22 protein-coding genes are annotated in these 23,045 nt (G+C 60.7%); 15 read left to right on the top strand and 7 right to left on the bottom strand.

The annotated features are described in order from the left end of the window. Nucleotides 1–29: 29 nt before the first annotated feature. Entirely contained in the window at nt 30–908 is an 879-nt protein-coding gene (locus ACIGGE_RS14535; protein WP_397490895.1) for an HNH endonuclease, read from the top strand. A gap of 181 nt (nt 909–1,089) precedes the next feature. Here ACIGGE_RS14535 and ACIGGE_RS14540 read toward each other — a convergent pair whose 3' ends face one another. Beyond that, nucleotides 1,090–1,935, bottom strand: coding sequence for a hypothetical protein (locus tag ACIGGE_RS14540; RefSeq protein WP_397490896.1), 846 nt, complete (start codon nt 1,933–1,935; stop codon nt 1,090–1,092). 237 nt (nt 1,936–2,172) lie between these two features. Between ACIGGE_RS14540 and ACIGGE_RS14545 the strand changes: the two genes are divergently transcribed. The 4 genes from ACIGGE_RS14545 to ACIGGE_RS14560 are packed head-to-tail and all read left to right on the top strand — an operon-like array spanning nt 2,173 to nt 5,698. Then, entirely contained in the window at nt 2,173–4,095 is a 1,923-nt protein-coding gene (locus ACIGGE_RS14545) for a Tad domain-containing protein (RefSeq protein ID WP_397490897.1), read from the top strand. After that, nucleotides 4,092–4,697, top strand: a complete 606-nt coding sequence (locus tag ACIGGE_RS14550) for a TadE/TadG family type IV pilus assembly protein (protein WP_397490898.1) — start codon at nt 4,092–4,094, stop codon at nt 4,695–4,697. The genes ACIGGE_RS14545 and ACIGGE_RS14550 overlap by 4 nt, the downstream gene beginning before the upstream one ends. After that, entirely contained in the window at nt 4,697–5,344 is a 648-nt protein-coding gene (locus tag ACIGGE_RS14555) for a TadE/TadG family type IV pilus assembly protein (RefSeq protein WP_397490899.1), read from the top strand. The genes ACIGGE_RS14550 and ACIGGE_RS14555 overlap by 1 nt, the downstream gene beginning before the upstream one ends. A 36-nt stretch (nt 5,345–5,380) precedes the next feature. Then, on the top strand, nt 5,381–5,698 hold the full coding sequence (locus ACIGGE_RS14560) for a hypothetical protein (protein ID WP_397490900.1): 318 nt from the start codon (nt 5,381–5,383) through the stop codon (nt 5,696–5,698). 37 nt (nt 5,699–5,735) lie between these two features. Here the strand turns inward: ACIGGE_RS14560 and ACIGGE_RS14565 are convergent, their stop codons facing one another. Both ACIGGE_RS14565 and ACIGGE_RS14570 read right to left on the bottom strand, forming a co-directional pair. Then, entirely contained in the window at nt 5,736–7,001 is a 1,266-nt protein-coding gene (locus ACIGGE_RS14565) for a glutamate-5-semialdehyde dehydrogenase (RefSeq protein ID WP_397490901.1), read from the bottom strand. Nucleotides 7,002–7,044: 43 nt separating this feature from the next. Continuing rightward, nucleotides 7,045–7,830 (bottom strand): pyrroline-5-carboxylate reductase family protein, encoded by a 786-nt coding sequence (locus ACIGGE_RS14570; protein WP_397491010.1) that lies wholly within the window; start codon nt 7,828–7,830, stop codon nt 7,045–7,047. Nucleotides 7,831–8,040: 210 nt separating this feature from the next. On the opposite strand from ACIGGE_RS14570, the gene proB reads away from it, so the two are divergent. The 6 genes from proB (at nt 8,041) to ACIGGE_RS14600 (ending at nt 15,813) form a co-directional block, all read left to right on the top strand. Next, the gene (gene proB, locus ACIGGE_RS14575; protein WP_103023824.1) at nt 8,041–9,210 is read left to right on the top strand and encodes a glutamate 5-kinase; all 1,170 of its coding nucleotides are present in this window, start codon (nt 8,041–8,043) and stop codon (nt 9,208–9,210) included. A gap of 79 nt (nt 9,211–9,289) precedes the next feature. Beyond that, nucleotides 9,290–10,093, top strand: coding sequence for an outer membrane protein assembly factor BamD (locus tag ACIGGE_RS14580; RefSeq protein ID WP_397490902.1), 804 nt, complete (start codon nt 9,290–9,292; stop codon nt 10,091–10,093). A 284-nt stretch (nt 10,094–10,377) separates the two neighbouring features. Next, a complete protein-coding gene (gene recN / locus ACIGGE_RS14585) occupies nt 10,378–12,042 on the top strand; it encodes a DNA repair protein RecN (protein ID WP_397490903.1) in 1,665 nt (554 codons plus the stop codon). Nucleotides 12,043–12,090: 48 nt separating this feature from the next. After that, nucleotides 12,091–14,151 carry an NAD-dependent DNA ligase LigA gene (gene ligA / locus ACIGGE_RS14590; protein WP_397490904.1) on the top strand — a complete coding sequence of 687 codons (2,061 nt, stop codon included), beginning with the start codon at nt 12,091–12,093 and terminating at the stop codon, nt 14,149–14,151. After that, nucleotides 14,152–14,643: a CinA family protein gene (locus ACIGGE_RS14595; protein ID WP_397490905.1), complete on the top strand. Its 492-nt coding sequence runs from the start codon at nt 14,152–14,154 to the stop codon at nt 14,641–14,643. It abuts the gene before it with no gap. 36 nt (nt 14,644–14,679) lie between these two features. After that, nucleotides 14,680–15,813 carry a serine hydrolase gene (locus ACIGGE_RS14600; RefSeq protein WP_397490906.1) on the top strand — a complete coding sequence of 378 codons (1,134 nt, stop codon included), beginning with the start codon at nt 14,680–14,682 and terminating at the stop codon, nt 15,811–15,813. An 8-nt stretch (nt 15,814–15,821) separates the two neighbouring features. On the opposite strand, the gene ACIGGE_RS14605 is transcribed toward ACIGGE_RS14600, so the two are convergent. Genes ACIGGE_RS14605 through ACIGGE_RS14620 form a run of 4 tightly spaced genes read right to left on the bottom strand, consistent with a single transcriptional unit; the run spans nt 15,822 to nt 19,020 of the window. Continuing rightward, nucleotides 15,822–16,505 carry a DUF2459 domain-containing protein gene (locus tag ACIGGE_RS14605; protein ID WP_397490907.1) on the bottom strand — a complete coding sequence of 228 codons (684 nt, stop codon included), beginning with the start codon at nt 16,503–16,505 and terminating at the stop codon, nt 15,822–15,824. After that, entirely contained in the window at nt 16,502–17,407 is a 906-nt protein-coding gene (locus ACIGGE_RS14610; protein ID WP_397490908.1) for a 50S ribosomal protein L11 methyltransferase, read from the bottom strand. The genes ACIGGE_RS14605 and ACIGGE_RS14610 overlap by 4 nt, the downstream gene beginning before the upstream one ends. After that, nucleotides 17,400–18,320 carry a subclass B3 metallo-beta-lactamase gene (gene bla / locus ACIGGE_RS14615; RefSeq protein WP_397490909.1) on the bottom strand — a complete coding sequence of 307 codons (921 nt, stop codon included), beginning with the start codon at nt 18,318–18,320 and terminating at the stop codon, nt 17,400–17,402. Before bla ends, ACIGGE_RS14610 begins: the two co-directional genes overlap by 8 nt. After that, complete coding sequence (locus ACIGGE_RS14620; protein WP_301643000.1) at nt 18,310–19,020, bottom strand: SDR family NAD(P)-dependent oxidoreductase; 711 nt, start codon at nt 19,018–19,020, stop codon at nt 18,310–18,312. The genes bla and ACIGGE_RS14620 overlap by 11 nt, the downstream gene beginning before the upstream one ends. 99 nt (nt 19,021–19,119) lie before the next feature. Between ACIGGE_RS14620 and sdhC the strand changes: the two genes are divergently transcribed. Genes sdhC through ACIGGE_RS14640 form a run of 4 tightly spaced genes read left to right on the top strand, consistent with a single transcriptional unit; the run spans nt 19,120 to nt 23,041 of the window. After that, entirely contained in the window at nt 19,120–19,500 is a 381-nt protein-coding gene (gene sdhC / locus ACIGGE_RS14625; RefSeq protein WP_103023826.1) for a succinate dehydrogenase, cytochrome b556 subunit, read from the top strand. Between the two features lie 12 nt (nt 19,501–19,512). Then, the gene (gene sdhD, locus ACIGGE_RS14630; RefSeq protein WP_196846000.1) at nt 19,513–19,899 is read left to right on the top strand and encodes a succinate dehydrogenase, hydrophobic membrane anchor protein; all 387 of its coding nucleotides are present in this window, start codon (nt 19,513–19,515) and stop codon (nt 19,897–19,899) included. Continuing rightward, entirely contained in the window at nt 19,899–21,728 is a 1,830-nt protein-coding gene (gene sdhA / locus ACIGGE_RS14635) for a succinate dehydrogenase flavoprotein subunit (RefSeq protein ID WP_196846001.1), read from the top strand. Before sdhD ends, sdhA begins: the two co-directional genes overlap by 1 nt. Further along, nucleotides 21,728–23,041 (top strand): M20/M25/M40 family metallo-hydrolase, encoded by a 1,314-nt coding sequence (locus ACIGGE_RS14640; RefSeq protein ID WP_397491011.1) that lies wholly within the window; start codon nt 21,728–21,730, stop codon nt 23,039–23,041. Before sdhA ends, ACIGGE_RS14640 begins: the two co-directional genes overlap by 1 nt. The last annotated feature ends 4 nt before the right edge of the window (nt 23,042–23,045 follow it).

Here is a 23,045-nt window from a genome sequence, read left to right on the forward strand (position 1 = left end):
GGGGAGCGAAAGTGTCTTTTGGCGTTTTCATGCACAAAGATGGGTCGATCTACGACGACATCCCGGAAGTGCATTATCAGTTTCCGAAGAGCTATCTCAGTCGCGCCCAGCAGATGGTCGGCGACTGGATTGTCTATCGCGAGCCGGTCAAGATTCCGAACTCCAAAGGCTTCTTCGCGGTGGCGAAGGTCGAGGAGATCATACCTGATCCAGCGGAGCCTGATCGCTTTCGTGCGATCATAGAGGAAGGTAGCTATTTGCCGTTTGAGCCGACCGTGCCGCATATCGTTAAAGGCGAGCATATCGAGCGCGGTGTTCTCAATGAGGAAGGCAAAGTCTCTGGCCGCGCACAAGCTGCCGTTCGCCCGCTTTCGCATGCCGACTTCGCCCGCATAATATCGCTCGGCCTGCCGGATGAGGATTTCCTGCCTCGTAGCGACGACGAAGTTATCGAGGATAACCGTGTCCGCGATTTTCAAACTCCGTTTGAAATCGAGCGACCCATTGTTCAGTCGCTCGTGTCCAAGCCATTCCGCGACCGCGCTTTCCGCCGCGCCGTGATGCACGCCTATGATGGCCGTTGCGCCGTGACGGGTTGGAAGCTGGTTAATGGCGGTGGCCGCCTGGAAGCGCAGGCCGCGCATATCCGGCCTGTCGAACATGGCGGGCCGGACAGCGTTCGCAATGGCCTTGCACTTTCCGGCACGGCGCATTGGATGTTCGACCGAGGCCTGATCGGCTTCAAAGACGATCTTGAGATCATCGTGCACCGCAAGGTCAATGACCGCGAGGGCGTCGAAGCGATCATCAATCCGACGGGCAAGCTCAAGGCCCCGGAAGTCGAGTCCTACCGACCGCATCCCAAGTTCTTGTCGTGGCATCGTGAGTTCCACGGTTTCGACGTGTAGGGCCAGAGCCTCTTCGCGAAGTCATTCCAAGGTTCGAGTTTTTTGTTTGCGCCCTCAAACGCCGGGCGGGGCGCATCCGCGCCCCTTGGCTTCCTCACATAAGCTCGGGCGGCCGGTCGGCCTTGCCTCGCCGTTTCGGCTCGGGTTCAGCGCAAAACGGCTGGGCTGCGCCGTGTGATACCTAGCCCGGATTATCCCGCCAGTGGTCCTCGTCCTCGTTCCACTGTTCCAGTTCGTCCTCGACCTCGATCAGGTCTTCCAGCTCTCCCGCCGCCTTCCAGTCGCTGCTGGTCAGCTGGGTGAAGGGGGTGTCGATGGCGTGATCGGGCGGGCCGTCTTCCTCGTCGCGCTTGCGGCGGGCGATTTCGGCGAGCTGGGTCTGCATGGCCTCGATCTCTGCCAGGCTCATGTCCACCGGATCGAAATGTTCGACCATGGCGGCGTTCATGTCGTCCTTCTCCGCACGGGAGAGGGCGGGGAGGGTGTAGCCTACGCCGAGGCGGACGGGTTTCGGGTTCGGGAGCGGGGCGGTGCTGCTTGAGGACGTGCCCGTGCCCCCATGCAGCCTTACGGCGTCGCTATCGAAGTAACTGGCGGCGAGGCGTTTGCCGCGTTCGTCGCGGGCGTTCATCCGGAGGCAGAACATCAGCAGGCGATCGTTGCGGATGCGGCGGAAGCCTTTCAGCTTGCCGGCGACGAAGACGGGGCTGAGCTGGCCGTCGATCGCGCGTTCATAGGCGATGTCCTTGAGCCGCTGCACACCGAGATCGAGTGCGGCCTCCCACGCGCGGCGGAAGCTTTCGGAGCCCGGACGGCGGCGCAGGTAATAGGCGCCTTCGGGGCTCATGTTGACGTAGCGCGCGGCGCGGCTGACGCTGCCGGTATCGGCGAGGGCGCCGATGAAGGCTTTCTGGCGCGCCGGGGTCCAGCCATCGTGGCGGTATTTGACGGGAACGCTGTCGAAGGCGGGGAGGTCTTCGGCGGCGACGGGGATGCGGGTTTCGGCGGGGTCCTTGCGGCGGGTCATGCGGGCTCTCCTGACAGATGGGCGCGCGGGCATGGGCCAGGCGGGCAGCTGTAGGAAAGCGAAATAGGATCGGCGCGGGGGCCGCTCCTACACGCGGTTGCGGGCGCAGGCGGGCCGCGGCGCGGTAAGGTTCGCTTAACCGAGCGACATAGGCTTTTCTTAACCGGAACAGGATAGGGGTCGGGCGGGGCGATGCATCATGCGTCGACATACCCCGCTTTGCGAAAGTGTGATGCGATGGCATTCCTGTGTCGTTTACTGGCCCGGCTGCTGCACGACCACAAAGGCAACGTGCTGGCGATAGTCGGAGCGGGCCTGGTCCCGCTGACCATCATGATCGGTAGCGGGGTGGACCTCAGCCGCGCCTATATGGCGAAGAGCAAGATGCAGAGCGCCTGCGATGCCGCCTCGCTGGCCGCGCGGCGGGTGATGAAGAACGATTCCCTCAACGATACGGTGCGCAATACGGGGCAAGAGTTCTTTACCTTCAACTTTCCGCAGGGGCAGTACGGGGCGCAGGCCTTCACCCCGGTGATCACCAGGCCGGAAGCGGGCGTGATCCGGGTGAACGCCTCGACCGCGATCCCGACCGCGATCATGCGCCTGTTCGGCTTCGAAACGCTGCCCGTGGCGGTAAGCTGCGATGCCTCGCTCAACTTCGTGAACACGGATATCGTGCTGGTGCTGGACGTCACCGCATCGATGGCGCAGACCGTCGACGGCACCCCCAAGATAAATGCGCTGCAGGATGCAGTGATGGCGCTCTACGACGAGCTCGCCCCGATCCAGACGCAGCTGGCTGCGCAAGGGTTGCGGCTGCGTTACGGTATCGTGCCCTATTCGAGCACGGTGAACGTCGGGCGGCTGATTTACGGGCAGAACCCGACTTATATGCGGAGTGAGACCACGGCCACATCGCGAAAAGCGAGGTTCACCAAGCCGGTTTATGTGCAGGATGGAAAAACGACCACCATGGGCTGGGAAGTGTCACCCAGCTTGCTCACCAACAACCAATGCAAAGCCTATGTCGAGGCGAGTGATGTGAACGGGGGCGGGCCAGCTCCGAAAGCTACGACAGTGACCAAGTATCAGGGCACTTCGTCTAACAGTGGTTACGTGCAGTCAGAAAACCGAGGGTGGAGCGGCGCTCCCAACGGCAGTAGTTGTCGGCGTTGGAAGATCGTTGAGACGAGCACCTACAAGACTGAGTATGAATTCGATAGTTGGGTATACACTAACGCAAATTACGATGTGACGGATTTTGTGAAACCCGGCGGTACGATGGCTTTGGCTGCATCCACTGCGGGCACAGTTGGAAAAGCTGGCGACTACCAATTCCAAGAACTTCCAATCCTGACCGGGAAAAGCACCAACCCCATTTCGTGGAATGGTTGCATTGAGGAACGGGATACTGTGTCGAGTATCGATGGCGGTACCAATCTGACGATCCCTTCGGGAGCCCACGATCTCAACATCAACCTAATTCCAAACAGCGAAGAGACGCGCTGGCGACCGATGGTTCCCGAGCTGATCTATCCAAGAAGTTCAGGATCGACGTCAAGCACGTCGACCACGGGTCCTATTACTAACGATGGAGAGGCCTTTTTTGCTTGTCCGTCCGAAGCTCGTCGTCTGGCCGTTTGGGACCGTACAGCCCTCAACAATTATATCACGGGCCTGCAAACCATTGGTGGAACTTATCACGACATCGGCATGATCTGGGGCGCGCGCTTAAGTTCGACGGGCGGAATTTTCGGCGACGGCTGCGAAGTCTTTAACGGGATGCCATGCAACCGCCACATCATTTTCATGACTGATGGCTATCAGACGGCCTATTGCAATGTGTACAGCGCGTACGGCGTCGAGCGAAACGACATGCGGATCCGAGGTTCGAGCGGCTGCACATCGTCCAGTGACACGAACTCCATCGTCAAAAATCTGGTGTCGCGTCACGAACAGCGCTTTCGCATGGCGTGCAACGCCGCAAAGAATATGAACACCTCGGTTTGGGTGATCGGGTTCGACACGGCGCTCAATTCCAATCTCACCGGCTGCGCTAGCAGCCCGGGACAGGCGGACACGGCCGCCAACCGCACGGCTCTGATCGCCAAGTTCCGAGAGATCGGCAACCAGATCGGCGCACTGAGGCTAACGCAATGATCGGGCTGTTCAAACGCCTCCGCAAGGAGGAGCAGGGTGCGGCGATAATCGAGTTTGCCTTCGTCCTGACCCCGCTGATGCTGTTTCTCCTGGGTGGTCTGGATCTCGGCTATCAGGCTTATCTTCGCTCAGTGGTGCAGGGTGCGCTCAACGATGTATCGCGAACGGGCTCGCTCGAGGCGCCGGGTTTTGCCTGCAGCGGCGATAGCGTCGAGGAGAAGATCGGTTGCGCGATCAGGACCCGCTCCGACGTGGTGGCGCGCAATGCCACCTATCAGATCACCATGCGCAGTTTCTACGATTTTTCCAGCATCGGGCGAAGCGAGAAACTCGTGACCGATTATAATTCCAACGGGCAGTACGATCCGGGCGATTGCTTCATCGACCTCAACGAGAATGGCGCTTTCGATGCGAGCGCGGGACGCAATAATATCGGCGGCGCGGACGATGTCGTGTTCTATGAAGTGAACCTGTCCATGCCCCGCCTGTTTCCGATTCATCGATTTCTGGACGTATCGCCGAACTATTCCATCAACGCGACCAGTGCGATCCGGAACCAGCCCTACGCTGTTCAAAAGAAACCACCAACGGTGTGTGTGTGATGATGCGTGAAGCAATCTTGCCACGGCGCTTTCTGCGCCGGCTGCGTTTGTCGGAAAGCGGTTTAGCCCTGACCGAATTCGCCTTCTCCCTTCCGATTTTCATAACCCTTCTCTTCGGTGGGCTGGAAATAATCAATTTGGTGATGGCGCACATGCGGATCAATCAGATTGCAATCACGGTGGCGGACAACGCCGGACGTGCACGATCGGGAATCGACGAAGCAGATATTTACGAAGTATTTGCCGGGGCTACGCAGGCAGGTACGGGCTTGGATTTCGCCAGCAACGGCCGGGTGGTCCTATCTTCCTTGCAACCCAATGGCAAAACCGGCGGCAACGCCGGCCAAATGATAAATTGGCAACGATGCTTCGGTTCTCTCGCGGTCGCTCCACGTTACGGTTTGGAGAACAAGGGACGAAACGATTCTTCCCTCGCTGCAGGCATGGGCCCTGACACAACGCGGATCAGGGCTGCCCAGGGCACAGCGGTAATGTTTGCCGAGGTATCCTATCATTACACGCCCAAGATTCTGCCAAGCATCGTCAGCAGCGGGTTGGATTTGCGATACGAAAGCGCGTTCAACGTGCGTGAGCGGACCAATCAGGACATAACCAATACGCAGCGGCTCGCGACCAATTCCTGCTGACCTAAATCAATCGGTTATTCGCAAAGGCAATTTGCAATGGACAAGAAATTTGCCTTGATGCTGGCTGGCGGTATCCTGCTGACTGTCGCATTGACGATGGCCGAGGGCGGGCCCGTGGATCGTATGATTGATACGAAAGGCCAGGACGCGCACCGGCTGGCCCAAATTCGCAGCGCGCAGCAGCAAATCGGACAATCTGTGGATGTGCCGAACGAGAACGGCGCCCAATGGTTCGCAGGTAGCCCGCCAGTCACATCGGCGCCGATAGAAGTCTATCGGCCGGAAACCGTCCATGTAGAAATACCGCCGGACGTCATCGATCCGGCCGTGGTGGCGGCCAGCCCGATACGGTGATCGGGCGGCCTTCACCGCACCCCGAACGTCCCGGGGATCAGGGACGGGTCTGGCCGTCGCCGTGAACGAGGTACTTGAAGCTGCACAGCTGCTCGAGGCCAACGGGACCGCGGGCATGCATCTTGCCGGTCGCGATGCCGATTTCCGCGCCCATGCCGAATTCGCCGCCATCGGCAAATTGGGTGGACGCGTTGTGCATCACGATGGCGCTATCGATCGATGTCATAAACTGACGTGCTGCATTAGCATCTTCTGTGATGATGGCATCGGTGTGATGGCTGGAGTGTTCTTCCACCCAGGCAATGCCTTCGTCCAGTCCGTCGACGATCTTCACCGATGCGATGGGATCGAGATATTCAGTGCTCCAGTCTTCCTCGGTCGCCGGCTTGAGGCGATCGTCGATTGCGACGGCGTCGGCATCGCCGCGTAATTCGCAATCGCCAGCCATCGCGTCAGCGAATTTGGGAATGAACGCTTCCGCCACGGACCGGTCGACCACGACGCTTTCCGTCGCACCGCATACGCCTGTGCGGCGAAGCTTCGCGTTGCGGATGACCTTGACCGCTTTGTCGACGTCGGCTGCCGAATGCACATAGCTGTGGCAGTTCCCGTCGAGGTGGAGGAGGGTAGGAACGCTGGCCTGATCTCTGACCAGTTCGACCAGTCCACGCCCGCCGCGCGGAATTACCAAGTCGACGAATTCGTCGGCTTTCAGAAGCGCGGCGACGGCATTGCGGTCGGTCGTGCCAACGGTTTGGACGGCGTCTTCGGGGAGACCGGCTGCCTTCAGCCCGGCGCGCATGCATTCGACGATCACGCGTGTGGAGTTGCGGCTTTCGCTGCCGCCGCGCAGGATGACTGCATTGCCAGACTTGAGGCAGAGCGCGCTGGCATCGGCCCCGACATTGGGGCGGCTTTCGTAAATCATGCCGATCACACCTATCGGCACGGCGACACGTTCGATGGACAAGCCGTTGGGTCGTTCGAACGTCGCAAGCTCGCGACCGACGGGGTCGGGCAGTTCGGCGATTTCTTCCAGCGCACCGGCCATGCCGTCGATCCGGTCGTCGGTCAGACGCAGCCGGTCGATGAAGCTGTCGGGCTTTTTGCCTTCGACACTCTTCACATCTTCCGCATTGGCTTCGAGCAGTTCGCTCTTGCGGGTCCGAAGGGCCTTTGCCGCTTCGCGCAGAGCATTGTTCTTTGCGTCTGTGGTGGCCGAGAGGAGGCCGCGAGCGGCCTTGCGAGCACGCTGGCCAAGTTCGTGAATGTGGATTTGCGGATCAAGTGCTTGGTCGGTCATAGTTTCTCTCTTGTCTTGTATTCGGAACGGGAGGCGCTGAGGGTCAGCGCAACTCCACCGCCCGGTCGTAAGCTGCCTGCAACGTATCATGGAGGCGGGTGGAAAGGCCACCATCGCCATTGAGCGCATCAAGGCCGGCGGCAGTCGTTCCGGCCTTGCTGGTGACGGAATTGCGCAGTTCTTCCAGGCTGGGGGCGCCCGGTTCACTGGCCATTGCGATCGCGCCGCCAATGGTGCCGAGAACCATTTCGCGCGCTTCGTCTTCGGTAAAGCCCAGTTTCATGGCGGCTTCCGCATAGGCGCGGGCAATTTCGAACACATAGCCCGGGCCCGAGCCTGCAACGGCGGTCACCCGGTCCAGCTTATCTTCGCTATCGACCGTCACTGTCGACCCGGCTCGGCTCATGAAATCCTGCGCATGGGCAAGGTGGTCATCGCTTGCGTGCGGGCCGGGGCAAATTCCACTGACCCCGCGACCGATTGCAGCGGGCAGATTGGGCATCGTGCGAATGACGGGTGCATCGCCCATGAGCTTTGACAGGCGTGCGGCTGAATAGCCTGCAGCAATCGATAACACATATCCGCCGGCGGCCAGGTTGCTCACGTAATCTGCCAGAATGTCGTCAATCAACTGCGGCTTTACAGCGGCAATGATGCAATCGAACTGGTCATCCGCGATTTCCGAACGATCTGTGACAAGCGCGACATCGTCGGGAACGTCGCTGCCGGCGGGGTCCACCACCGTGATGGCTTCGGGGCCGTTGACCCATTGGGACAGTAAAGCGGAACCCATTTTCCCGCAGCCGACAATGCAAACTGTTTTTGTAATGTCTAAATTCCGTTTCCGAGCGTCACGGCTCTATTTAAATGTGTCTTATACTTTGTGTTCGTGCCGAATTATTTGACCGTTAGGCGGCTAAACTGGAGAATACCTATTTATCAACGACGTATGGATATTTTCAAAAATCCGGTTGTGCGTCGCACCATTACGATCTATATTCTTTTCAGAAAATTTCAAGGCTGCGCAATATTTGGGAACATGACTAAAAAACCTACCATTGTCGTCAAAATCGGTTCGGCCCTTCTTGCCAACCAGGAACTCCTCACGCCGCGTTATGGTTTCCTCCAGCGCCTGCTGGAAGATATCGCACAATTGCGGGCGCAGGGTAGCAACGTCATTCTCTGCTCCTCCGGTTCGGTGGCGTTGGGTCTGCGTATTATCGGTGAAACGCCCGAAAGCGCCGGTGTTTCCGACAAACAGGCGGCTGCCGCCTGCGGAATGCCCTTGCTGCTCAACGCCTATAAGCAGGTGGGGCACGAATTCGGTTTCGATATCGCACAGGTCCTGTTGACGCTGGGCGATTTCGAGGACCACCGCCGCTTCCTCAACACGCGCAACACCGTGCATCGCCTGCTTGAATCCGATGTCGTTCCGATCGTGAACGAGAACGATTCGATCACCACGGAAGAAATTCGCGTGGGCGACAACGACCGGCTGGCAGCGAAGGTCGCGCAGATGGTCGGGGCTGACGATTTCGTCATCCTGACCGGTGTCGATGGTCTGTATGACCGAAATCCCGACGATCCCGAGGCGCAGTTCGTGCCCGAGGTCGAGGACGTGGGCATGTATATGGACGCGACCAAGGGCAAGAGCACGCTTGGCACCGGCGGCATGGAAACGAAACTGCTAGCCGCCAATATGGCGCAGGAGGCAGGGGTCACCACCTGGATCGCGCAGGGCGAGGTAGACCATCCGGTCTCCGAAGTGCTCAATGGATCGCGCCGGTCGACCAAGATTCTGCCGCATCCCAACCCGTTGTCCGGCTGGGACAGCTGGATCGCCAACCGGCTGCAAATGGCGGGTAGCATCGTGATTTCGGATGCGATCGCCGCGGCGTTGAGTGGGGATCGGCCGATTCGCCGGCAGGATGTCATCTCGATGACCGGCGATTTCACGCGCGGCGATGTGCTGCATATCTACGACAGCAAGGGTATCGAGCGTGCACGCGGATTGAGCGATTTCACATCGGAAGAATTGCGCGTGCTGACCAACAATCCCGACACTCAGGCCGAACAGCTTCTGGGCTATCGCACCAAGGGCGAAGTCATCCGGAGTGCCAATCTGGTGATGCTGGAGCATCGCCATCTGCTGTGGGACGCGCCGGAAGAAATCGCGCGCCGGGATTGGGACCAGCCTGCCGTTGGATGACGATAGTGGCTGCTGCCGGGGGACAGGGCTGCTAACTTCACTTGGCGTTCATGGGGGCGGTGGCTATAGGCTGCTACCCATGACGAACCAGACCCGTTCCACGACGAAGCTCATTCTCGGCACCGCGCTTGCAAGCGCGTCTCTGATGACCGCGGCCTGCGCCGGCCGCAGCAGCGGCCCAGCCGATACTTCCTATGTCGCTCGCGACGTGGAATCGCTTTATGGCGAGGCAAAGCGGCGGCTCGACAGTGGCCAGGCGACTCTTGCGGCGGCCCTGTTCGACGAGGTCGAACGCCAGCATCCCTATTCGCCATGGGCCCGCCGGGCGCAGCTGATGAGCTCGTTCAGCTATTATGTCGCCAAGGATTACAACAAGGCGATCCAGTCGGCGCAGCGTTTCCTCCAGATCCATCCGGGTAACAAGGATGCGCCGTATGCCTTCTATCTGATCGCGCTGAGCTATTACGAACAGATCAGCGATGTGCAGCGCGATCAGAAGGTGACCGAACAGGCGCTGACGGCGCTGCAGGAAATCGATCGTCGGTTCCCCAATTCGGATTATGCGTCCGATGCACGTCTCAAGATCGACCTCGTGCGCGACCATCTGGCGGGCAAGGAAATGGAAATCGGCCGCCATTACGAACGCGCTGGCCGCTGGATTGCCGCACAGATCCGCTTCCAGAACGTGGTCGACAATTACCAGACCACGAGCCACGCGCCCGAAGCGCTGTACCGTCTTACGGAAACCAGCCTCGCGCTTGGCATTCCGGACGAAGCGGTGAAGTATGCGGCGGTGCTGGGTGCCAACTACCCGGGCACGGAATGGTACGACAAGGCGTATGATCTGGTGCAGGATCATGCAGCAGGCGTGACGCCGAGCTGAGCCATTCGGCCGAGCCGGGCTTTCGGTTTTGGGGCTCCTCGGTTCGTAACTCGGCTTCGGTTCGATCTTGTGGGACCGCACGCGGTTGCGGCCATCATTCTTCGCTCGATAAAAGTGCGCGATCGGCCCGGCCGTACAAACCGTTCCAACCGGCAGGATCGCTCACCAGTGGCAAGCAGGGCAAAAGCTCATGCGCCGTTTACATCGGTCAGACATCGAAAGGGTGTCGATTGGCGTGCGTGCCCTGCTGACTCGGCCCGCGGCAGCCGCTAGGAGGTGCCTGCATGCTGACCCGGCTATCCATCCGCAACATCGTCCTGATCGAAGCGCTCGATCTCGCCTTCGGTCGGGGACTGGGCGTGCTGACGGGCGAAACCGGGGCAGGCAAATCGATCCTGCTTGACGCGCTTGGTCTGGTGCTGGGAAATCGCGCTGATAGCGGGTTGGTTCGGGGCGGAGAGGACAAGGCCAGCGTTTCGGCCAGTTTCGAATTCAACAGCCTGCCGGGCGGTCTGGTGCAATTGCTGGACGATGCCGACATCGAACTCGAGGAAGGTGAGCCGCTGATCGTGCGTCGCCAGATCAAGGCGGATGGGAAGAGCAAAGCCTTCGTCAACGATCAGCCGGCCAGTGTCGGCTTGCTGCGGGAAATGGCCGGTTATCTCGTCGAACTGCACGGCCAGCACGACGATCGCGGCCTCGTGAACCCGCGCGGTCACCGCGCCCTGCTGGACCGGTTCGCGGGCGGTGATGCCGGGCGTGTGGCAGCGGCATGGTTGAAATGGCGCACCACCGAAGACGCACTGGCAGAGGCGCGAGAGGCGGTCGAGGCCGCGAAGGCCGACCAGGACCTCCTGCTGGCTCATCTCGCCGAACTGACGGCGCTCGAACCGCAGGCTGGCGAAGAAGCGCGGCTGGCCGAAACGCGCGCAGACATGCAGAAAGGCGAGAAGCTGTCCGGCGATCTCGAGGAATTGCGGCACATCTGGGAGGGGTCGGATTCACCCCTTGCGGCTTTGCGCGTAGCCGCGCGGCGGCTCGACCGCATAGCCCCGGAGCACCCGCTGCTTACAGAGGCGCTCGGTGCGCTGGACCGCGCGGTGATCGAAGCGGGTGAAGCAGAAGACAAGCTCTCTGCCGCCGCGGAAGCACTGGTTCACGATCCTGCTGCCCTCGACGCGGCGGAAACCCGCTTGTTCGAATTGCGTGCAATCGCACGAAAACATCGCTGCGAAGTGGATGAACTGCCCGCGAAGATGCGCGAGATGCGCAGCCGGTTGGAAAGCATCGAAGGCGGGGAAGCGCAGCTGGATGCGCTGGAGGCTGCGGCAAAGGACGCGGGCCAGCGCTATCGCGCCGAGGCCGAGGCGCTACATGCTACACGGGTTGCTGCAGCACTGCGGCTCGACGAGGCGGTGGCGCGCGAACTCGCTCCGCTCAAGCTCGATGCGGCGCGTTTCAAGACGGCGGTTACCGAGTTGCCAGAAGAAAAATGGGGGGCTGCGGGAATGGATTCCGTCGAATTCCTGATTGCTACCAATCCGGGAGCTGATTTCGCGCCGCTTAACAAGATTGCCAGCGGCGGCGAATTGTCGCGCTTTATACTGGCGTTGAAGGTCGCGCTGGCGGAGCAGGGCGGCGCGGCCACCGTGATTTTCGACGAGATCGACCGAGGCGTAGGCGGTGCGGTTGCGAGTGCGATCGGCGAACGACTGGCGCGCCTTTCAGCCGATGGACAGCTACTTGCCGTGACGCATAGCCCGCAAGTCGCGGCGCGGGGGCGTACGCACTACATGATCGCAAAAAGCTCAAATGGCACCGTGACCAAGACCGGTGTCGCCCTGCTGGACGAAGCCGGACGCAAGGAAGAGATCGCACGGATGCTAAGCGGCGCAGAAGTAACCCCCGAGGCGCGGGCGCAAGCCGACCGTCTGCTGGAAGGGGTGTAAAATGCTGCCACTGCTGGCCTGCCTTTTTCAAGATGAGTATGTTTTCTGATGACGCCAGACCTCACCGAGGCCGATGCCGCAAACGAGTTGATGCGGCTGGCCAAGCAGATTGCGCATCATGATCGCCTCTATCATGCCGAGGACGCACCTGAGATAACCGATCAGGAATACGATGCGCTGGTGCGGCGCAATGCCGAACTGGAGGCCGCATTTCCGCAGTTGGTGCGGGATGATTCTCCGAGCCGCAAGGTCGGCCATGCCATCGCTTCCTCGCCGCTCTCCAAGGTAAAACATGAGGTTCGCATGATGAGCCTCGATAATGCCTTCAGTGCTGAAGAGGTTGAAGAGTGGGTCGCGCGCGTTCGTCGATTCCTGTCGCTTGCGGACGATGCGCCGCTAGCGTTCACGGCGGAGGACAAGATCGACGGCCTGTCATGCTCGCTCCGTTACGAGAAAGGCGTTCTGGTTCGCGCGGCCACTCGCGGCGACGGTCAGGTGGGGGAAGACGTGACCCCCAATGTCGCCTTCATTCCAGACATTCCCCAATCGATTGCCGGCGAAGTACCCGACGTCTTCGAGGTGCGGGGCGAAGTCTACATGGCGAAGGCCGATTTCCTTGCCCTCAATGCGGCGCAGGAAGATGCGGGCGGCAAGCTTTTCGCCAACCCGCGGAATGCTGCGGCCGGCTCGCTACGGCAAAAGGATGCTACCGTTACGGCAAAGCGCCCGCTGAAGTTCTGGGCGCATGGCTGGGGCGCAGCGTCGGCTGTGCCGGGAGCGACGCAACAGCAAGTGGTCGACGTGTTACGCGAATGGGGTTTCCCGGTATCTGCGCTGTTTCGTCGCGTGGAGGATACGCAAGGACTACTGGGCAGTTATGATGCCATCGGCGAAGCGCGACCTGAACTTCCGTATGAAATCGATGGCGTCGTCTACAAGGTGGACCGGCTAGATTACCAGCAGCGGCTCGGCTTTGTTGCGAAAGCCCCGCGCTGGGCGCTGGCACATAAGTTTCCTGCCGAACGGGCGGAGACCACGCTGGAAAACATCGATATCCAGGTCGGACGGACGGGCAAGCTGACACCGGTCGGGCGTCTTGCGCCGGTATTGGTTGGCGGCGTGACGGTTACCAATGTCACGCTTCACAATCGCGACGAGATCGAGCGCCTGGGCGTACGTCCGGGCGACCGCGTGGTCGTGCAGCGTGCAGGCGACGTTATTCCACAGCTTGTGGATAATCTGACCCGGGACGAAAAGCGCACACCGTTCAAATTTCCCGACCGCTGCCCCGAGTGTGGCAGCGAGGCGGTGGCGGAAGAAGGTGAAGTCGACGTGCGCTGCACCGGCGGCCTTATCTGTCCTGCGCAACGTACGGAAAGATTGAAACACTTTGTCAGTCGTGGGGCGCTCGACATCGACGGGCTGGGCGAAAAGACGATCGATCAGTTCTTTGCACTTGGCTGGCTGGAAAGCCCGGCCGACATCTTCCGGCTAAAAGACCGGCGCGCCGATATTCTAGCGCTCGACGGCTGGAAGGAGCGGTCTGTGGACAACCTGTTGGCTTCTGTGGAAGCCCGCAGGGAGCCCGATGCCGCGCGCCTGTTGTTTGGACTGGGAATTCGCCACGTCGGGTCGGTGACCGCGCGCGATCTGATGAAGAACTTTCACGAATTGCCCGCGCTGCGCAGTACGGCGGAGAAGGCTCATGCGGGTGATGAGGACGCGCTGGCTTCGCTCGTTTCCATCGATGGTATCGGCAGTGCGGTTGTCGAGGCGCTCGGCGATTTTTTCCATGAAGATCATAACAAGACGGTGTGGGAAGACATACTCTCGCAAGTAGCGCCGCCTCGCTATGTCGTCGAAACCCGGGATAGTCCGGTCAACGGCAAGACAGTTGTCTTTACCGGGAAACTGGAAACCATGAGCCGGGATGAGGCAAAGGCACAGGCCGAACGTCTTGGGGCCAAGGCCAGCGGATCGGTCAGTGCAAAGACCGACCTGCTCGTGGCTGGCCCGGGCGCGGGCAGTAAGCTCAAAAAGGCCGCTGACCTTGGTATCGAAGTGATCGACGAGGCGGCGTGGGCCGACATCGTCAAGGCGGCCGAGTAGGTGCTGGCAGCTATCCAGCCGCGGGTGCTCCGCATAGCCGGACTGCTGCGCAATCGTGGCGAGAAAATCGCGGTCGCCGATGGCGCAACAGGCGGGTTGATCGCTGCGTCGATACTCACCGTTCCGGGGGCGCTCGATTTCTTCGTCGGGGGCGGGGTGGTGTATTCCTTTCGCGCGCGCGACGTGCTCTTCGATCTTCCGCGTGATGCCTATGACGGAATGCGCGGGGCGAGCGAGGACTATGCGCTGCTTCAGGCGCGCGCCATTCGGGACAATTTCGGAGCGGAGTGGGGCCTGGCCGAAAGCGGTTCGGTCGGCGGATCGAACCACCCGAGCGGCGCGCCGGCCGGGAGGAGCTGTTCCGCAGTGGCGGGGCCGGATGGTTTCGAGCTCGCGCGGGTAATCGAAACCGGAAGGGGCGATAGGATCGCCAACATGGAAGCTTTTGCCACGGAGGCACTGATAACGCTGGAGGAAGCGCTAAATCGCTGATTCAGGAACAAGCTGTCAGCACTGCGTTGAACCGGGGTGAGCGCATCTTTCCGGTTTATCATCTTCGCCGTTCCCGTCATGCTGCTGGCGCTGATCCTGGTGTGGACACCGCGCAGCCATCCGGAAGTCGATGGCGATCCGCTTGTCGAACAGGCGGCAGACGAGGTCCAACCGGCCCCGATGACACCTGAACAGCGCGAGCTGGACCGAGAAATCAGCCGTATCGGTGGTACATTTCCCGGCCATGTAGGCATTGCCGTGCGCGACATTGCTGCACGCAGGACGCTTCATTTCAACGGCCTTCAGCTCTTCCCTCAGCAGAGCGTGAGCAAACTCTGGGTCACGCTGACTGCTCTCGGCGAGGTCGATGCAGGGGAGCTCGAATTGACCGAGAAGGTCGAAATCCGTGATCCGGACCTGACCGTCTTCCACCAGCCGATCCGCGACATCGTTCGCCGGCGAGGTAGTTTTACGACCGATTATGCCGATCTGATCGAACGGGCCATCACCCATAGTGACAATACGGCCAACGACCGCATCCTGCGCCGCGTCGGCGGACCGGATGTGGTGCAGAAGTTCCTCGACGATCATGGACTGTCCAGCATCCGTTTCGGTACCGACGAACGGACGAAGCAGAGCGGCATTGCGGGGCTGACGTGGACGCAAGCCTATTCGAAGGGAGCTGCCTTCTTCGATGCGCGCGACCAGGTGCCGGACCAGAGGCGCAGCAATGCGTTCGAGGCCTATCTTGCAGATCCGATCGATGGTGCCCCGCCGGTTGCCATCGTCGAGGCGCTGGCCCGCCTGCACGAGGGAAAGCTACTTTCCGGCCCGTCTACAGCACTGCTTCTGGCCACAATGTCGCGCACGAAGAGCGGCCCTCAACGCCTCAAGGCCGGTGCACCGCAAGACTGGATCGTCCGCCACAAGACCGGGACGGGTCAAGTCTATGACGGGGAGCAGTCCGGATATAACGACATCGGGCTGTTCACATCGCCTGACGGGCGGACCTATGCCATTGCTGTTATGATCGCCCGCACGCGGGTGTCCATTCCGGAACGCATGGCGATGATGCAGGAGGTCGTGCGCGCGGTGGTGAACTACGATACGACAATCGCCGAGGATCGAGATGTGGATAGGCGTATGTCAGAAGAAGACGGGACTGCCTGAACCAATTGCTACCGCGAATCGGCCTGCAACGGTTCGGGTATCCATTTCATGACGCCACCTTCGAGCGGCGTCCATAGGCCCACGCGAATACCGGCGGTGGCCAAGGTGTCGCTGGTCCACTGGTTGCAGGTGTTGCCGAGGTGATAGGTACCGGGCGCGTCGTAAAAAACGTCATTCCCGAAATACCCGTGATACATGGTGCGCTTGTCGAATGGTACGATCTGGCGTTCGACGGCGGCGACGAGCCGGGCATATTGGCTTGGAGAAATAACAAGCGGACGCAGATCCGCGCCGGGGGCCGGGCGCACATAATGGGCGACATGCAGCAGACTGTCGCCGCTGATGATCGCCCCCACAGCAGTGGACACGGTGATGTCGGCCCAGGTCGGCGTGTTGAGGAATACCTCGCGTTCCCCCCAGCTCACCGAGACATGCGTATAGGGGCGCTGGAAATCGTTTACATCGCCGGCTGGAAAATCCGCTCGCCAGTCCTTTTGCGGTGTGACGAGCGGCATGACGATTGCGGTATGGACGCCGTTGGTTTCGATCATGATTTCGATACCGCTATCGGGTTCGGTCCAGCCCGAATTTCGTGGAATGGCGCTGCCGATCCATGCAGCCAGAAGAAACAGCACGAACAGGGTGATGAGCACGGCCAGTGCCCACGCGCCAACTCGCGCAGCGCGCTTCACCGGTGGCGACTTTTGCGCAGCCACAAGATCGACCAGTCACCATTCACCAACCGGCGACCAAGACGAAATCCGAGTTTGCGATAGGCGGTCCGCACGCGTGTTTCCTGCGTTTCGAGCAACCCTGCGAGCAGCAGATTGCCACCTGGAGTGACGGCGGAAGCGAAGGACGGCGCAAGTTCGACCAGCGGTCCGGCAAGGATATTGGCAATGAACAGGTCGTACGGGCCGCGCAGCTTGAGCAGCGGGTCGTCCAATCCGTCGGCGATGACCATGATCAGCTCGCCTGCCCGGTCACCTTCGACAATGCCGTTCATCGCCATGTTGTCGCGCACGACGCCCGCGCAGACCGAATCGATATCCGATGCGGTGGCGGTTGCGCCTGGCCAGAGATGCATGGCAGCGAAGGCCAGCAGTCCTGTGCCGGTACCGATATCGGCATGGTTGCGGGCGACCACGCCTTCGCGCTTCATCAGGTCGAGCATGGCGAGGCAGCCCGCGGTGGTCTGGTGCTGCCCGGTACCGAAGGCCTGGCTGGCGGGAATGACGAAATCCACCATCCCCGCATCGGCGGGATGATCAGGCGTGCGGACGTGGAAGCGGCCCGCGCGGATCGGCTCGACGCCTTTCTGGCTTTCGGTCACCCAGTCGGCTTCGGGCACCTTCTCGACCGTCAGGGTTGGTGCATCGCTATCGAACAAGGCGGCGACGCGTCTGAGCTCAGCCTTCTTCGGCTTATGTTCCAGATAGACCTCGACCGTCCATTCTTCAGGGCGATCATCGGCCACTTCCATGCCGGTGACGATCCATTCAGGCGGCCAGTCGATCGCATCTTCATGCGCGACCAATGCCGCCCTGGCGACATCCTTGGAAACTTCCGCAACGATCTTCCAGCTATCAGCCACCCGCACGTTCCTTGCTGAGGCGCTTGTCCAGTGCGGAAGTGAGAGCAGCAGCATAACGCTGACATTGACCCGGCGCTCCGAGCGTGCCGTCGCGCAATTTCTCGATCAGGCTGCTGGCCGAGGGATGGGGTGTCAGCAATTCGTCGCAAGGCAATTGAGACACTTTGGAAATACTCGTGCGGAAAGCGGCAATGGTCTGCGGGTGGTCGCTGAAGCGGTAACTGTCCGCCGATACGGGTGAAAGGCTATCGACATAGGCAATGCGACGACAGGCGGGCGGCTCGTCATCGGAGGCGCAGGCGGTCCAGGTGTAACTCATGGCTCCGGGTGTGTGGCCCGGGGTGGCGTGGGCGGTAATGGCAATGTCGCCCAGCGTGAGGGTCTCTCCATCCTGGATGATGCGGGCGACTTTCACAGGCGCCATAGCCGGATGATCGGCATCCGCCTGTGGGTCCTCATCCGAAACCATCCCGCTTTCGAGAACCGGAGCCGCGAGGGGCGAGGCGATAATTTGCGCACCGGTCGCCTTGGCGAGAATTGCATGTCCACCGACATGATCGAAATGTTCGTGGCTGGCGAGGATGTACCGAACATCTTCAGGATCCACGCCGATCCGGCGCAGATTTGCGAGGATCAGTTCGCCACCTGCCTCGGTACCGCTATCGATGAGAACATGGCCTTGAGGGCTCGCAACAAGGATTGCGGCAATCCCGCAAGTGCCGACGTACCAGCTATCGCCGAGAATTCGGAAGGGCGGGGCCGCCTTATCCCACTCGTCCCAGTCTTCGCAGCTTTCAGGAAACGAGGCGCCCGAGAGGTTGGCCGCCGCCAGGCTTGGCATCGACACGGTATCAGGCGGGGTGGTCGCAGCACATCCGGCAAGCAACAGCGCTGGTAGCAATCTAGCGAACATAACTGGCTCCGTTGGCGTCCAGTGTTGCCCCTGTCATGCTCGCAGGAGCATCAAGCGCGCAAAAGGTTATGATCCGCGCCATTTCTTCGGGTTCGGCTACCCGGCCAAGAGGAATATCGGCAAGAAGGCCTGCGCCGCCTCGGCTTTCGAGGTAATCGCCCGCCATTGCAGTATCCGTAAATCCGGGTGTGATGGCAAAGCTTAGGATACCCTGATGCGCATATTGGCGGGCGATGGTCTTGTGCATGGCCAACATGCCCCCCTTACTCGCAGCATAATGCCAGTGGGCAGGCGAATCTCCGCGATGGCCCGCTCGGCTGGCGACGTGAACGATGCGGCCGGAAAAGCCGCGTTCCTGCCAGTGTTTGACTGCAAACCGGCTCAACTGCGCCGAAGCGGTCAGGTTGATCCGCATGGTGTCCTCCCATGCGTCGAGCCATTCGATATCCGAACGATCGAGCGGGTTCGGATCGAAAAGACCAGCATTGTTGATCAGGACGTCGATTTCGCCGCCAGTCCTGGCGAGTGCGGCCTCCCACAATTCGTGCGGAGCACCCGGCTCGCAGAAATCTGCAGGGACGGTGTCGACAGCCTTGCTCGACGTCGCCTGACCGATAACCTTCGCACCGCGTGCTTCGAGCGATGCCTTGGCAGCGGCGCCGATGCCGCGGGAGGAACCTGTAAGGAGGATGGTAGTCATTACGCCGCTGTATCGAAGGGAAAGCCGCATTGCCATCCTTGCGCCACGCGTCAGCTTCGCTAAGGGAAGGCCTTCAAATTATCCAACCGGACGAGAATGATGGCCAACCGCCCGATCGCACCACATCTGCAAATCTGGAAATGGGGACCGCACATGGCGATCTCCATCCTCCATCGCGTAACCGGCGATGGTCTCGCCCTGGTCGGCCTGGCCGTCCTGCTCTGGTGGCTGGGCGCAATGGCAGCCGGTCCGGATGCGTACGCGACCTTCCAGACGGTCATGGGCTCGCCATTGGGTATGGTCGTGCTGGTGGGTCTTAGCTGGGCTTTCTTTTCCCACATGATGAGCGGCCTTCGCCATTTCGTCATGGACATCGGTGCCGGTTACGAACTCGACACGAACAAGACGTGGTCCATTCTCGCGCCGCTGCTCGGCATTCTTCTCACGGCGGGCTTCTGGGCCCTCATTCTGCTTCGTTAAAGGGTAAGACCCATGGGTAACGGAACCTCCATCGGACGCGTGCGCGGGCTGGGCTCGGCACACGAAGGCGCGCATCATTGGCTGCTGCAGCGCTTCACCGCGATCGGCAATCTGGTCCTCGCACTGTTTCTGGCGGTTAGCCTCGCGCTGCTGCCGAATTACAGCTTCGCCACCGTCACGGGATGGGCATCGCAGACGCTGCCCGCCACGGCACTGGCGCTGCTCATCATCTCGGTCTTCTGGCACGCACGCATCGGCTTGCAGGTGCTGATCGAAGACTATGTCCACGACGCCGGAACCAAGTTCGGCGTCCTCGCCCTTCTCAACTTTGCAACCATCGGCGGCGGCGCGTTCGGTCTTGTTTCGATAGCACGCCTCGCCCTTGGAGGAGCCGCCTGATGGCTTTCAATCAGACTTTCAGCATCAACGGACGCGAATATCCGATCACCGATCACACGTATGACGTGGTCGTCGTGGGGGCGGGCGGTTCGGGCTTGCGCGCCACCATGGGTGCAGCCGAAAGTGGCCTCAAGACCGCGAACATCACCAAGGTCTTCCCGACGCGTTCGCACACGGTTGCCGCGCAAGGGGGCATCGCCGCCAGCCTGGGCAACAACACGCCCGACCACTGGCAGTGGCACATGTACGATACCGTCAAGGGTTCCGACTGGCTCGGGGATCAGGACGCGATCGAGTACATGGTCCGCGAAGCACCGCAGGCGGTTTACGAGCTGGAGCACGCCGGTGTGCCCTTCAGCCGCAACGACGACGGCACGATCTACCAGCGCCCGTTCGGCGGGCACATGCAGAACATGGGCGAAGGCCCGCCGGTGCAGCGCACCTGCGCTGCGGCCGACCGTACCGGTCACGCCATGTTGCACGCGCTCTATCAACAGAGCCTGAAATACGACGCGGATTTCTTCATCGAATATTTCGCGCTCGACCTGATCATGAAAGATGGCGTCTGCGTCGGCGTGATCGCCATGTGCCTTGATGACGGGACGATCCATCGTTTCCGTTCGAAAGCCGTGGTTTTGGCAACCGGTGGTTATGGCCGCTGCTATTTTACTGCGACCTCCGCGCACACGTGCACCGGTGACGGTGGCGGCATGGTGCTTCGCGCTGGCTTGCCCTTGCAGGATATGGAATTCGTACAATTCCATCCCACGGGTATTTACGGTGCCGGCGTACTGATCACCGAAGGCGCACGCGGGGAGGGCGGTTATCTGACCAACTCCGAAGGTGAGCGGTTCATGGAACGCTACGCCCCGAGCGCGAAGGATCTGGCCTCGCGCGACGTCGTCAGCCGTTCGATGGCGCTCGAAATGCGTGAAGGCCGCGGTGTGGGCCCGGAAAAGGACCACATTTTCCTCCATCTCGACCATATCGATCCGACCGTCTTGGCCCAGCGCCTGCCTGGCATTACCGAAAGCGGAAAGATCTTCGCCGGTGTCGATCTGACCCGCGAACCGCTGCCGGTTACGCCCACCGTCCATTACAACATGGGCGGCATTCCCTGTAACTTCCACGGCGAAGTAATGGCGGGCGATACCAGCGATCCCGAGAAGATCGTCCCCGGTCTGTTTGCAGTGGGCGAAGCAGCCTGCGTGTCGGTGCACGGCGCCAACCGGCTCGGCTCGAACTCGCTGATCGATCTCGTCGTCTTTGGGCGTGCTACTGGCCATCGCCTGAAGGAACTGATCAAGCCGGGTACCAGCCACGACGAACTGCCGAACGACAGTGCCGATCTCGCCCTGACTCGTCTCGACCATTTCCGTTATGCCGATGGCAGCACCCCGACCGCCAAGCTGCGTTCGGATATGCAGAAGTCGATGACTCGCCACGCGGCCGTTTTCCGCGACAGCAAGCTCCTGGCTGAAGGCGTCGAGGAACTGACGGCGATCAACAAGCGGATGGAAGACGTGAAGGTCTTCGACCGCTCGCTGATCTGGAACAGCGATCTGATCGAAACGCTCGAACTCGACAATCTCATGGCACAGGCGAACGTGACCATGGCGAGTGCGGAGAACCGCAAGGAAAGCCGCGGCGCGCACGCTCACGAAGACTACCCCGATCGCAACGATGCCGAATGGATGAAGCACACCATTGCCTGGTTCGACGGCTGGGGCGGCAACGGCGGCGGCGTGAAGATCGACTACCGTCCGGTCCACGAATATACGCTGACCGATGACGTGAAATATATCGAACCGAAAAAGCGGGTTTATTGATGCGAGCGAGGGTGGTGGCATTCGCCGCGGGTGTCGCGGCGTTCGCCGCCGCCCCCGCTGCCGCGCAACTCCAGCCCGCAGAGCAAGCTATCGTTGCAACCGTCGAGGACGTGTTCGAAAGCGATGTGGCGCTGCTCGAAAAGATAACCTTGATCAATTCGGGGTCGCATAATCATGCGGGGGTGAAGGCTGTTGCTGATGCGCTCATCCCGGAGTTCGAAGCGCTTGGCTTCACGACCGAATGGATCGACCAATCGGGCAATGGGCGAGCGGGGCATCTCTTTGCGCGCCATGATGGTGCGGCAGGTACCACCAAGATGCTGCTTATCGGGCATCTGGATACCGTGTTCGAGCCCGATTCTCCGTTCACCGGATTCGTTCGCGAGGGTGACACTGCGGTCGGCCCCGGCATTCTGGACGACAAGGGCGGGATCGTCGTAATCATTGCCGCTCTCCGCGCTATGAAACAGGCCGGCACGCTCGACGATGCCAATATCGTCGTCGCGCTGACAGGGGACGAGGAAGATGCCGGTGAACCGCTCGAAGCGGCGCGCAAGGACCTGGTCGAAGCGGGAAAATGGTCTGATGTAGCGCTCGGCTTCGAAGGCTTGTCGATCCGCGATGGCAAGGACATGGGTGTCATTGCACGGCGATCATCCGGTGGCTGGACGCTGACCACCAGCGCGAAGAGCGGGCACAGTTCGGGGATTTTCTCGGAGTACGCAGGCTATGGCGCGATTTATGAAATGGCCCGTATTCTCGATACGTTTCGCAGGGAGCTGGCCGAGGAAGATCTGACCTACAATGTAGGCTTTATGGCCGGCGGGACACCGGCGCATTTATCCGAAGACGGCCTCTCTGCCACCACCAGCGGCAAGACGAACATCATTCCCTCGACTGCGGTAGCCCGCGGCGATCTGCGCGCTTTGACGCAGGAACAGAACGAGCGTGTAGCCGAGAAAATGCGTGCTATCGTTGCCGACCACCTCTCCGGAACCGAGGCGCAGATTGCAATCGAGTTTCGCTATCCCCCGATGGCACCGACCAATGGTAACCGTGCGTTGCTGGACAAGCTCAATCTGATCAACGCAGATTTGGGTCGCGAAGCGATGCAACCTTATCCCCCTTCGCTTCGCGGGGCCGCCGATATCAGCTTCGTTGCACCTTACACCGATGGGCTAGCGGGAATGGGACCGGCCGGCACCGGAAGCCACGCGGAAGGTGAGAGGATCGAACTGCGCTCCATCATTCGTCAGGCACAGCGCACAGCCATTCTGATGAGCCGACTGTCTCAGGAACGTCCCGACGATTAGGCGT

The organism is Qipengyuania sp. NPDC077410, assembly GCF_044543405.1.
In the GTDB taxonomy this organism is placed as follows: domain Bacteria; phylum Pseudomonadota; class Alphaproteobacteria; order Sphingomonadales; family Sphingomonadaceae; genus Qipengyuania; species Qipengyuania pacifica.